The organism is Mesorhizobium sp. M0018 (genome assembly GCF_040323955.1).
Lineage (GTDB): Bacteria > Pseudomonadota > Alphaproteobacteria > Rhizobiales > Rhizobiaceae > Mesorhizobium.
The window spans coordinates 356,932-368,889 of record NZ_JAMYVL010000003.1; the positions used below are offsets into that span (position 1 = coordinate 356,932).

At 62.3% G+C, this 11,958-nt stretch carries 9 protein-coding genes; 8 read left to right on the forward strand and 1 reads right to left on the reverse strand.

The features are described from left to right. Positions 1-76 precede the first annotated feature (76 nt). Entirely contained in the window at positions 77-1,687 is a 1,611-nt protein-coding gene (locus tag NKJ81_RS06355) for a phosphoenolpyruvate carboxykinase (protein WP_352539988.1), read from the reverse strand. 342 nt (positions 1,688-2,029) lie between these two features. On the opposite strand from NKJ81_RS06355, the gene NKJ81_RS06360 reads away from it, so the two are divergent. The 8 genes from NKJ81_RS06360 to tsaE all read left to right on the forward strand — a co-directional run bounded on the left by NKJ81_RS06360 (position 2,030) and on the right by tsaE (position 11,957). Beyond that, positions 2,030-2,731, forward strand: a complete 702-nt coding sequence (locus tag NKJ81_RS06360; protein ID WP_023677547.1) for a response regulator transcription factor — start codon at positions 2,030-2,032, stop codon at positions 2,729-2,731. 22 nt (positions 2,732-2,753) lie between these two features. Next, the gene (locus NKJ81_RS06365) at positions 2,754-4,538 is read left to right on the forward strand and encodes a sensor histidine kinase (protein WP_023677548.1); all 1,785 of its coding nucleotides are present in this window, start codon (positions 2,754-2,756) and stop codon (positions 4,536-4,538) included. Between the two features lie 31 nt (positions 4,539-4,569). Next, entirely contained in the window at positions 4,570-5,016 is a 447-nt protein-coding gene (locus NKJ81_RS06370) for an HPr kinase/phosphorylase (RefSeq protein ID WP_352539989.1), read from the forward strand. Between the two features lie 164 nt (positions 5,017-5,180). Continuing rightward, entirely contained in the window at positions 5,181-5,582 is a 402-nt protein-coding gene (locus tag NKJ81_RS06375; RefSeq protein ID WP_023677550.1) for a PTS sugar transporter subunit IIA, read from the forward strand. After that, positions 5,579-5,875: an HPr family phosphocarrier protein gene (locus NKJ81_RS06380; RefSeq protein WP_023677551.1), complete on the forward strand. Its 297-nt coding sequence runs from the start codon at positions 5,579-5,581 to the stop codon at positions 5,873-5,875. Before NKJ81_RS06375 ends, NKJ81_RS06380 begins: the two co-directional genes overlap by 4 nt. Before the next feature lie 411 nt (positions 5,876-6,286). Then, positions 6,287-7,687 carry an adenosylhomocysteinase gene (gene ahcY / locus NKJ81_RS06385; RefSeq protein WP_023677552.1) on the forward strand — a complete coding sequence of 467 codons (1,401 nt, stop codon included), beginning with the start codon at positions 6,287-6,289 and terminating at the stop codon, positions 7,685-7,687. A gap of 188 nt (positions 7,688-7,875) precedes the next feature. Next, the gene (locus NKJ81_RS06390; RefSeq protein ID WP_352539990.1) at positions 7,876-10,437 is read left to right on the forward strand and encodes a sensor histidine kinase; all 2,562 of its coding nucleotides are present in this window, start codon (positions 7,876-7,878) and stop codon (positions 10,435-10,437) included. Positions 10,438-10,445: 8 nt separating this feature from the next. After that, positions 10,446-11,957: a tRNA (adenosine(37)-N6)-threonylcarbamoyltransferase complex ATPase subunit type 1 TsaE gene (gene tsaE / locus NKJ81_RS06395; protein ID WP_352539991.1), complete on the forward strand. Its 1,512-nt coding sequence runs from the start codon at positions 10,446-10,448 to the stop codon at positions 11,955-11,957. Position 11,958 lies beyond the last annotated feature (1 nt).

Genomic DNA, 11,958 nt, shown 5'->3' on the forward strand with positions numbered 1-11,958 from the left:
GCACTCATGGCGCGGCAGGCGAAAAAAGAAAAGGCCCGATCGAAGCCGGGCCTTGAAGCATCACCAGGGGCGACGGCTATTCAGCCGCTACCTGCATGCGTGGTGCGGCGCCGAGCACCGTGGCGTCGACATGGGCTTCGAATTTCTCGAAATTGTCGACGAACATGCCGACCAGCCTTGCCGCCTGCCGGTCGTAGGCGGGCTTGTCGATCCAAGTCGATCTAGGGTCGAGAATGGCGCGGTCGACGCCGGCAACCGTCACCGGTACGTCGAAACCGAAATTGGCGTCGGTGCGGAAGTCGGCCGCTTTCAGCGAGCCGTCGAGCGCCGCCGCAAGCAGCGCCCGCGTTGCTTTGATCGGCATTCGCTTGCCGGTGCCGTAGGCGCCGCCGGTCCAGCCGGTGTTGACCAGCCAGCAATCGACGCCGTGGCGGGCGATGAGCTCGCGCAGCAGATTGCCGTATTCCGACGGATGCCGCGGCATGAACGGTGCGCCGAAGCATGTCGAAAATGTCGCTTCGGGTTCCGTAACGCCCTTCTCGGTCCCCGCCACCTTGGCGGTATAGCCGGAGAGGAAATGGTACATGGCCTGCGCCGGGGTCAGCCGCGCGATCGGCGGCATCACACCGAATGCGTCGGCGGTCAGCATGATGATGTTCTTCGGGTGGCTGGCGCGCCCCGTCTTGCTGGCGTTGGGGATGAAGTGGAGCGGGTAGGCGCAGCGTGTGTTTTCGGTCAGCCCGCCATCGTCGAAATCCGGCACGCGGCCTGCGTCGAGCGCCACATTCTCCAGCACCGTGCCGAAGCGCTGGGTGGTGGCGAAGATCTCCGGCTCGGCTTCGGCCGAAAGCTTGATCGTCTTGGCATAGCAGCCGCCCTCGAAATTGAAGATGCCGTGCGGTCCCCAGCCATGCTCGTCGTCGCCGACCAGCGTGCGCGACGGGTCGGCCGACAACGTCGTCTTGCCGGTCCCGGAAAGGCCGAAGAAAACGGCCGCGTCGCCGACGGGCCCTTCATTGGCCGAGCAGTGCATCGGCATCACACCCTTTGCCGGGAGCAGATAGTTGAGCACGGTGAACACCGACTTCTTCATCTCACCGGCATACGAGGTACCGCCGATCAACACGATCATGTGCGAAAGATCGACGGCAATCACCGTTTCGCCGCGCGTGCCGTGGCGTGCGGGATCGGCGCGAAACGACGGCAGGTCGATGATCGTCAAATCGGGCATGAAATGCTCGAGTTCGGCGGCGGCCGGTCGGATGAGCAGATTGCGGATGAACAAGGAGTGCCAGGCAAGCTCCGTGATCACCCTGGTCGGCAGCTTCAGTTCCTCGTCGGCGCCGCCGACCAGGTCCTGCACATAAAGGTCCTTTCCGGCCGCGTGGGCGCGAAAATCGGCAAGCAGCGTATCGAACTGGATCGGCGAAATCGCTTTGTTGTTGTCCCACCATATATGCGGCGCGGTGCTTTCGTCGCGCACCACGAATTTGTCCCTGGGCGAGCGGCCGGTGTGCTGCCCGGTCTCGGCGGCAAGCGCGCCATGCGCGGTGAGTCGGGCCTCGCCACGGCGGATTGCCTCCTCGTAGAGCGCGGCCGCGCCGAAATTATAGCGCACCACGCCCGTGGTTCTCAGGTCGATGCGATCGATTGCACATGCAGGATTGCGTTTGCCGGCTTCCGACATGGGTGTCCCTTCTTCGATTTACCGCGTCTTTACCGGCGAATTCCGGAACCCCCATTGCAGGAGCTAAAAACGTCAAAACCAGAAAAGGCGAATGATATCAAATCATTAATCGATTTAAATATTTTGAAAGTTGTTTAAATCGTTTATATGTGCAAAAACACTGATGGTTGCCCAAAGGATTGGCGATGTTCATTCGTCCAATCCATATCGAGGTACAATTGTAGCCGTCGACATGCCGCGCGTGACAGCGGATACAGCCTGTGCCACATTTTGTACCTAATTTGTCCTGCAAAAGCCCCTTCTCGACGAAAGAAGGGACAGCTCATGAGGGAGCCGCTTGAAATGGCAACAATCGCGCTTGTCGACGACGATCGCAACATTCTGACTTCGGTTTCGATCGCCCTCGAATCCGAGGGTTATCGGGTCGAAACCTACACGGATGGGGCATCGGCGCTGGAGGGACTGGCGGCGCGCCCGCCGAACCTCGCCATCCTTGACATCAAGATGCCGCGCATGGACGGCATGGAGTTGCTGCGCCGGATGCGTCAGAAATCTGACCTGCCAGTAATCTTCCTGACCTCCAAGGACGATGAGATCGATGAACTGTTCGGCCTCAAGATGGGCGCCGACGACTTCATCCGCAAACCCTTCTCGCAGCGTCTTCTGGTGGAGCGCGTCCGCGCCGTGCTGCGCCGCGCCAGCACCCGCGAGGCGGCGGCCAAGGCGCCCAACCAGCAGGCCCGGTCGCTTGAGCGCGGCCAGCTTGTCATGGACCAGGAGCGCCACACCTGCACCTGGAAGGGCGAGCCGGTGACGCTTACCGTCACCGAGTTCCTCATCCTGCATTCGCTGGCACAGCGTCCGGGGGTCGTAAAAAGCCGTGATGCGCTGATGGATTCGGCTTATGATGAGCAGGTCTATGTCGATGACCGCACCATCGACAGTCACATCAAGCGGCTGCGCAAAAAGTTCAAGGCCGTTGATGATGACTTCGAAATGATCGAAACCCTTTACGGAGTCGGATATCGGTTCCGCGAAGCTTGAGTCGAGCGGGAGCTGCTATTCGATGGCAGTGCAAGTAGAGCGAGTGAGACGGTCGGGCGCCGCCAGGCGCCCGCCGCGGATTCTGCCCGCCTTCGTGTCGAAAATTACGGTGCCGATGCGCCGGTTTCTCGGCCATCACATCTTTTCCAGCCTGACGCGGCGTATCCTCTTTCTCAACCTTGCCGGCCTTGCCGTCCTGGTCACCGGCATTCTCTATCTCAATACCTTTCGCGACGGGCTGATCGACGCCCGTGTCGAGAGCCTGATGACTCAAGGCGAGATCATCGCCGGCGCGATCGCCGCCTCGGCGACGGTCGAGACCGATTCGATCAGCATCGATCCGGAGAAGCTGCTCGAGTTGCAGGCCGGCGAAAGCCTCGGCCCGGGCTCCGATCAGCTCGACAACCTCGATTTCCCGATCAATCCGGAACGCGTGGCGCCGGTGCTCAGGCGGTTGATCTCGCCGACGCGCACACGCGCCCGCATTTACGACCGCGACGCCAACCTGCTGCTCGATTCCCGCCATCTCTATTCGCGCGGCCAGATCCTTCGCTACGATTTGCCGCCGGTCGAAGAGGAACAGCCAGACCTTCTGGAGCGCATCCAGAAATTCGTCTTCGATTTCTTCCGCAACAAGCAGCTGCCTGTCTATCGCGAGCAGCCGGGTGGCAACGGCGCCGCGTTTCCGGAAGTGGTCAAGGCGCTTACCGGCAGCCCGTCGACGATCGTGCGGATCTCGGAGCAGGGCGAGCAGATCGTTTCAGTGGCGGTACCGATCCAGCGCTTCCGTGCCGTTCTCGGCGTGTTGATGCTGTCGACCGAAGGCGGCGACATCGACAAGATCGTCGCGGCCGAGCGCAAGGCGATCCTGCGCGTATTCGGCATTGCCGCCCTGGTTACCGCCATCCTGTCGATGCTGCTGGCCTCCACCATCGCCAACCCGCTGCGCCGGCTTTCCGCGGCGGCGGTCAGGGTTCGCCGCGGCGTCAAGAACCGCGAGGAAATCCCCGACTTCTCCGACCGCCAGGACGAGATCGGCAATCTGTCGATCGCCGTGCGCGACATGACCAATGCGCTCTACGCCCGCATCGAGGCGATCGAAAGTTTTGCCGCGGATGTCTCGCACGAGTTGAAGAACCCGCTTACCTCGCTGCGCAGCGCGGTGGAGACATTGCCGCTGGCCAGGAACGACAATTCGCGCAGCCGGCTGATGGATATCATCCAGCACGATGTGAGGCGGCTTGACCGTCTCATCACCGATATTTCCGATGCCTCCCGTCTCGATGCCGAGCTGGCGCGGGAAGATGCAGGAACCGTCGACCTCAAGAAGTTCATCACCGATCTGGTCGCCGTCTCGCGCGAGGCCACGCGCAACAAGAAGGCGGTCGAGATCGAATTCAAGGTCGCCAAACTGCCGCAGGGCGTGAAAGGCTACTTCGTCGTCGGTCATGATCTGAGGATCGGCCAGGTGATCACCAACCTGATCGAGAATGCCCGCTCGTTCGTTCCCGAGGAACGTGGCCACATCACCATATCGCTGGCGCGCGCCGGCAAGTTCAACATCGTCACCATCGACGACAATGGACCCGGTATCCGTGCCGATAACATCGACCGCATTTTCGAGCGGTTCTATACCGATCGGCCGGCCGGCGAGGCGTTCGGTCAGAACTCGGGCCTTGGCCTGTCGATATCCAGGCAGATCGTTGAAGCCCATGGCGGCACGCTGAGCGCCGAGAACATCCCGGGCACCAAGCCTGGCGAGATCAAGGGCGCGCGCTTCGTGGTGACGCTGCCGGCGGAAGGCTGACGGATGAATTCCAATCACGCCTGGTCCTATTGTGCAGCCTGAAAACATTCACGGCACCGCGATCCTGATAGGTGATCGCGGCATTCTCATCACCGGACCGTCCCGTTTGGGCAAGACGACGCTGGCGCTCGCCCTGATCGATCATTGCAGCCAGCGTGGGCTGTTTTCCCGGCTGATCGGCGATGACCAGCTCTATGCTGCAGATTGCGACGGGCGGCTGGTCTGCCGCGCACCAGCCAGCATAGCCGGCCTCGTCGAGGTGCCGGGATTCGGCCCCAAACCGATACGGTTCGAGCCAAGCTGCGTGATCGACCTCATTATCCGGCTGGTGCCAGCCGGCAAAATGGCCCGCTTCCAGGAAGACTGCAGCGAACTCGTTGTCGGCGTACCAGTGCCGCGCATCGATCTTGCCGGGCGCAATGTAGCGGCGGCCTTGCCGGCAGTGATGTCGCGCCTGTCGATTGCACCTTTCCTGTGATCCGATTTCGATTTTTTGCTGCAATGCGTCAAATTGGCTTGGGCCGGCGCAATTTTGGGCTTGTCAACGGGCCTTGCGTCGACAAGATAGCGCTCCCGCCACCTGGAACGGTCGGCGAGCATAAAATGCGCCTGTGAAGCGGCGATGACGGGAGCCACCAAAGAATGATCGGACTCGTGCTTGTAACGCACGGTCAACTGGCCGCCGAGTTCCGCAATGCCGTGGAACATGTCGTTGGGCCACAAGACAATTTCGAGACCGTGGCGATCGGTGCCGACGACGATATGGAACAGCGCCGCCGCGACATTATCGAGGCAGTCGGCCGCGTCGATACGGGATCAGGCGTCATCGTTTTGACCGACATGTTCGGCGGCACGCCCTCTAACCTCGCCATTTCCGTGATGGAATCCGGGCGTATCGAGGTCATTGCCGGCATGAACCTGCCGATGCTGATCAAGCTGTCCAGCGTTCGCAAGGGCGACAACATGACGGCCGCGCTGGATGAGGCGCAGGCTGCCGGCCGCAAATACATCAATGTCGCCAGTCAACTCCTGAGCAGCAAATGAGCGCGCTGTTGCCGGAAAAGGACAAGATCGTTCGCGACTTTCCAATCGTCAACCAGCGCGGCCTGCATGCGCGCGCCTCGGCCAAGTTCGTTCAAATCGCCAGCGGCTTCAACGCCACGGTCCAGGTCGAGAAGGACGGCGTCAAGGTCGGCGGCACCTCGATCATGGGCCTGATGATGCTGGCGGCGAGCCCCGGTTATTCGATACGCGTCACCGCCACCGGCCCGGAGGCCGAAGAGGTCATCGATGCGCTGGAGCAACTGGTTGCTTCCCGTTTCGGCGAGGAGTGCTGACGGCTTCGCCGACGGCACCTGCTACGGCATGTTCGGGCGCAACCTTGCGGCGGTGAAGGAAATCGCATTTTTGCGCGACCGTCGCGTATTTTGTTCTTGCTTTGTGCCGGCAGCTATGCTACTAATTTCGCTATGGTGCCAATTGGCCCCGAAGACCCGCCCGCCGAGGCGGGTTTTTGTTTCCGGCTTTGAAAGTGTTGCCGATTTGAGGTCTGAGGGACGGCCACCTTGGACAGCACCCCTTCTGCGCGCTCTCATGGCCGCCGCCGCTGAAGACATGCACGGATAAAGATTTCTTTATATCCCATTGTCGTCCCACTCCCGATCTGCTAGTCAGGCCGGCAACTCGCGCCCTCCGAAATGCCTTCGGGGCGGGCGCGTCCCGCAATCAATTCGCATCGGAGCACTGCCATGACGGGTAGCAAGGACTATGTGGTCGCTGACATCGCGCTTGCCGGCTGGGGCCGCAAGGAGATCGAGATCGCCGAAACCGAAATGCCCGGCCTGATGGCCTGCCGCGAGGAATTCGGCGACAAGAAGCCGCTCAAGGGCGCGCGCATCACCGGTTCGCTGCACATGACCATCCAGACGGCGGTGCTGATCGAAACGCTGAAAGCGCTCGGCGCCGACATCCGCTGGGCTTCCTGCAACATCTTCTCGACCCAGGACCACGCTGCCGCGGCCATTGCCGAGGCCGGAATTCCGGTGTTTGCCGTCAAGGGCGAGACGCTGGAGGATTATTGGGTCTACACCGACAAGATCTTCCAGTGGGCCGATGGCGGCACCTCCAACATGATCCTCGATGACGGTGGCGATGCCACCATGTACATCCTGATCGGCGCCCGCGCCGAGGCCGGCGAGGATGTGCTGTCCAATCCGGGCAGCGAAGAGGAAGAGATCCTGTTTGCCCAGATCAAGAAGCGCATGCAGGCATCGCCCGGCTTCTTCACCAAGCAGAAGGAAGCGATCCGCGGCGTCACCGAAGAGACGACGACCGGCGTCAACCGGCTCTATCAGTTGCAGAAAAAAGGCCTGCTGCCGTTCCCGGCGATCAACGTCAATGATTCCGTCACCAAGTCGAAATTCGACAACAAATATGGCTGCAAGGAATCGCTTGTCGACGGCATTCGCCGGGGCACCGACACGATGATGGCTGGCAAGGTCGCGGTTGTCTGCGGCTATGGCGACGTCGGCAAGGGCTCGTCGGCTTCGCTCAAGGGCGCCGGCGCCCGCGTCAAGGTCACCGAGGTCGATCCGATCTGCGCGCTGCAGGCGGCGATGGACGGTTTCGAGGTGGTCACGCTCGAAGACGCGGCGCCGACGGCCGACATCGTCATCACCACCACCGGCAACAAGGACGTCGTTACCCTCGACCACATGCGCCTGATGAAGGACATGGTGATCGTCGGCAACATCGGTCACTTCGACAACGAGATCCAGGTGGCCTCGCTGCGCAACCTGAAATGGACCAACATCAAGCCTCAGGTGGATATGATCACCTTCCCGGACGGCAAGCGGATGATCCTTTTGTCGGAAGGCCGCCTGCTCAACCTCGGCAACGCTACCGGCCACCCGAGCTTCGTCATGTCGGCGTCCTTCACCAATCAGGTGTTGGCCCAGATCGAGCTGTACACCAAGCCCGGCCAGTACGAGAACCAGGTCTATGTCCTGCCGAAGCATCTCGACGAAAAGGTCGCGCGCCTGCATCTCGACAAGCTCGGTGCCCGCCTGACCGAACTGTCCGGCGAACAGGCCGCCTATATCGGCGTCACTCCGCAGGGACCGTTCAAGCCGGAACACTACCGCTATTAACCACGGCGAAACTTGCCACTAGATATTGAAGCCGGGCGATTGACTTTTCGCCCGGCTTTATTTTTGCGCTGATTGATTCTTCACGCCGATTCGCGCAAGCGCTATGGTGCTGATTCGCGGTCCGGGGACGAGGCCCGGGCGCACGCATCAGGGCGGTCTTGCATTCAGGCGGCGAAGAGGACCAAGACATGCCGGGGGATAACCCGCCTTGCGCGGGACAGGCCGTTTCCGGCGGCCATAACGATTCGATCACGGGCTCCGCTGCCAGAGGCGGCAGCCTTCTATGGCGCGCCGGCAGCCGTGTCGGGGTGCTGCTTGCTTCTTCCGCGCTGGTTGGTCCGCTGCTTGGCTTTACTGCACATGCCCAAACCCGCGTGGCGCAAAAGGCCGGGCTGTCGGTCAGCACGGTCGAGGTCATGCAACTCGCCATGTTCGTCGGCGTCATGGGGGCGGCATTGCTGTCGGCCATCTTTCTGATCCGCGAACGGGCGCGCACCGCGGCGGAAAATGCCGAGCTCAGGACCCGTATCGCCGACGTCAATGCCGCGCTGCAGCGCTCGGAGGCGCTGCTCCATTCCCGCGATCAGCGCGTGGTGGTATGGGCGGCCGAGAACAAGAAGCCCGAGCTTGTCGGGACATTGCCGATCGAGAGCGGCGCGCCGGAGGACCGGGCGGCCTTCCTGGCTTTCGGCCGCTGGCTGATGCCGCGTTCGGCGGCTGCACTCGAACATGCCGTCGCGGCACTGCGGGACAAGGCAAAGCCGTTCGATCTGGTCATCGAATCGCAGGCCGGCCAGCCGCTCGAGGTTCACGGCCGCAAGAGTGCGGCGCATGTGCTGGTTCGCTTCGTCTCGCTTTCGGAGACACAGCGAAGCCAGGCCAGGCTGAAGATCGAGAACCAGCGCTTAGCTGCCGACCATGAGACGCTGATCGGTCTTCTGGATGCGCTCAAGATGCCGTCATGGCTGCGTACTGTCGACGGGCGGCTGAAATGGGTCAACCGCGCCTATGCCGAAGCGGTCGAGGCCGAGAATGCCGAAGCGGCGGTCCGCGATGGCAAGGAATTCCTCGGCGGCCAGGCGCGCGACACGATCGCTGCGCAGCACAGGTCGCGCGCGGTCTTTGAACAGACGCTCTCCACGGTTATCGAAGGCGACCGCCGTATGTTTGCCGTGACCGATTTTGCCGGGGCGGATGGTTCGGCTGGTCTTGCCTGCGACATCAGCGCTATCGAGGCCATTCGCGCCGAATATGAGCGGACCATGCAGAGCCACGCCGACACGCTCGATCAGCTCAACACCGCCGTGGCGATTTTCGACACCGACGAGAAATTGCGGTTTTTCAATCAGGCGTTCCAGAAACTATGGGGCCTCGACAGCGGCTTCCTGCACAGCGCGCCGGACAACGCCTTGCTGCTCGACCGCCTGCGCAGCGAAGGCAAGATCGCCGAGCAGCCCGAATGGCGGCGCTGGAAAGAGAGCCTGCTCGGCGCTTACCGCGCGGTTGAATCGCAGGAGCATTGGTGGCATCTGCCGGACGGCAAGACCATTCGCGTCGTCGCCAATCCGCAGCCCAAGGGCGGCGTCACCTGGGTGTTCGAGAACCTGACCGAGAAGATGGACCTTGAAAGCCGCTACCAGACCGCCGTCCGGGTCCAGGGCGAGACGCTCGACAACCTCGCCGAAGGCGTCGCTGTGTTCGGCCCCGACGGCAGGCTGAGACTGTCGAACCCGGCGTTCGCGGCATTGTGGGGGCTGGATGCCGATGCCTCAAAACCCAACGTCCATGTCTCGACGATCCGCGACCTTTGCGACCGCCGTGCCGTCGACAGTCCGTGGGGCGGGTTCGTTGCCGCCATCACCGGCTTCGACGACGAGCGCCGCGACCGCCACGGCCAAACCGAATTGAACAACGGCACCGTTTTGCGCTACGCCGTCATCCCTTTGCCCAACGGCCAGGTGATGATGACCTTCGTCGACGTTACCGACAGCGTCAATGTCGAGCGGGCGCTGAAGGACAAGAATGAGGCGCTGCAAAAGTCCGACCAGATCAAGAACGAATTCGTGCAGCACGTCTCCTATGAGCTGCGCTCGCCACTCACCAACATCATCGGCTTTACCGAGCTTCTTTCACTGCCGTCGACTGGTCCGCTGAACCAGAAGCAACGCGAATATATCGGGCATGTCGGCTCGTCCTCCTCGGTCCTGCTCACCATCGTCAACGACATCCTCGACCTGGCGACGGTGGATGCCGGCATCATGGAACTCGACATTTCCGAAGTTCACATCGATCGAACCATTACGGCTGCCGCCGAACTGGTCGCCGATCGGCTGGAGGAACATGCAATCAAGCTCAGGATCGACGCGGCGGCCGCGCCGAAAACCTTCCACGGCGACGAGATCCGCGTCCGCCAGATCCTCTTCAATCTGCTCAGCAATGCCGCCAATTACGCGCCGGAGGCGAGCACCATAACGCTCGCCTGCCGCCAACTTGCCGACGGCGTGGAATTTTCCGTTCACGATGACGGCCCCGGCATGCCGCCGGACCTGCTTGACTCAGTGTTCCGGCGCTTCGAGCCGCGCACCAATGGCGGCCGCCGCCGTGGCGCCGGGCTCGGCCTGTCGATCGTCAAGAGCTTTGTCGAACTGCATGGCGGCAGCGTCCGCATCGAGACCGGCAGGGATAAGGGCACCACGGTTGTTTGCGCCTTTCCCGACACGCCGTCCGGCATCCGCGCGGCGGCCGAGTAGCGCGTTCGATGGCGGTATTGGTGCTGGAGCGTTTTCTCGCCGACGAGGCTGCGACGGCAAGGTTCGGCGAGGATCTCGCCATGTCGTTGCGCATTGGCGACGTGCTCGCCCTCAAGGGCGATCTCGGCGCCGGCAAATCGACCTTGGCACGGGCGCTGATCAGGGCACTGGCCGACGATGCCGGGCTCGACGTGCCGAGCCCGACCTTCACGCTGGTCCAGAGCTACGACACGCATGTGCCGGTCCATCATTTCGATCTCTACCGCTTGGGCACGGCATCCGAGCTGGACGAACTGGGCTTCGACGAGGCGCTGACGCAAGGCGCCGCGCTGGTCGAATGGCCGGAGCGGGCAGAGGCATATCTGCCGAAAACCTCGGTGCTGGTCGAACTTCTCCAGCAGGGCGACGGCCGACTGGCGAGACTATCGGGAGAGGGCGCCGCCTTCGAGCGCGCGGCGCGATCGCTGGCAATGCGCGATTTTCTCGGGCAGGCCGGTTGGGGCGAAGCGCAGCGACGATATTTCATCGGTGATGCCTCGGCTCGCTCCTACGAGATCGTCACGCTCGCCGGATTTCCGCCGCGCGTGCTGATGAACTCGCCAAGGCTGGTGCTCGGACCGCCAGTCCGCGACGGCAAACCCTATGCCGAGATCGCTCACACCGCGCAATCCGTTTCGGCGTTCGTCGCCATCGACCGGGCCTTGCGGGCCGGCGGCGTCAGCGTCCCGGAAATTCATGCCCAGGATCTCGACCAGGGTTTTCTTCTGCTGGAGCATCTCGGTTCCCAAGGCTTCCTCGACAAGCACGGCCAGCCGGTGGCCGCGCGTTATGCGGCGGCGGCCGAACTGCTTGCCATGATGCACGGCAAAACATGGCCGGCCCGCATGCAGGCCGGCCCCGGCGTCTTCCACGAGGTGCCGCCTTTCGACCGCGACGCCATGATGATCGAGGCCGAATTGCTGGTCGACTGGTATGTCCCGGCGATATCAGGCGCTTCGCCAAGCGAGGCGTTGCGCGCCGGTTATCGCAGCGAATGGAGTGCGGTGCTCGATCGGCTCGAGGGGCGCGAATACACGCTGATGCTGCGCGACTTTCATTCGCCCAACCTGATCTGGCGCGCTGACCGTTTCGGTCACGACCGTCTCGGCGTCGTCGATGTCCAGGATGCGCTGATCGGTCCGTCAGCCTACGACGTCGCCTCGCTCGCCATGGACGCGCGCGTCACCATCTCACCTGAAATCGAAAAGCACACGCTCGCCGCCTACATCGCCGCGCGACGTGCTGCCGGTGCCTTCGATGAGAACGAATTCCGCGAAACCTATGCAATCATGGCCGCACAGCGCAATTCCAAGATCCTCGGCATCTTCGTGCGGCTCGAAAAACGCGACGGCAAGCCTTATTATCTGAAGCATCTGCCGCGCATCCGCGACTATCTTCGCCGGGCACTGGCGCATCCGGCGCTGGCCGGGCTGCAGGATTTCTACATCGCCCACGGCTTCCTGGAGGAACGCTCGATTTGAC

Coding starts and splice junctions, on each gene's coding strand:
- NKJ81_RS06355 (WP_352539988.1), bottom strand. CDS start 1,687: ATGTCGGAAGCCGGCAAACGCAATCCTGCATGTGCAATCGATCGCATC.
- NKJ81_RS06360 (WP_023677547.1), top strand. CDS start 2,030: ATGGCAACAATCGCGCTTGTCGACGACGATCGCAACATTCTGACTTCG.
- NKJ81_RS06365 (WP_023677548.1), top strand. CDS start 2,754: ATGGCAGTGCAAGTAGAGCGAGTGAGACGGTCGGGCGCCGCCAGGCGC.
- NKJ81_RS06375 (WP_023677550.1), top strand. CDS start 5,181: ATGATCGGACTCGTGCTTGTAACGCACGGTCAACTGGCCGCCGAGTTC.
- NKJ81_RS06380 (WP_023677551.1), top strand. CDS start 5,579: ATGAGCGCGCTGTTGCCGGAAAAGGACAAGATCGTTCGCGACTTTCCA.
- ahcY (WP_023677552.1), top strand. CDS start 6,287: ATGACGGGTAGCAAGGACTATGTGGTCGCTGACATCGCGCTTGCCGGC.
- NKJ81_RS06390 (WP_352539990.1), top strand. CDS start 7,876: ATGCCGGGGGATAACCCGCCTTGCGCGGGACAGGCCGTTTCCGGCGGC.
- tsaE (WP_352539991.1), top strand. CDS start 10,446: ATGGCGGTATTGGTGCTGGAGCGTTTTCTCGCCGACGAGGCTGCGACG.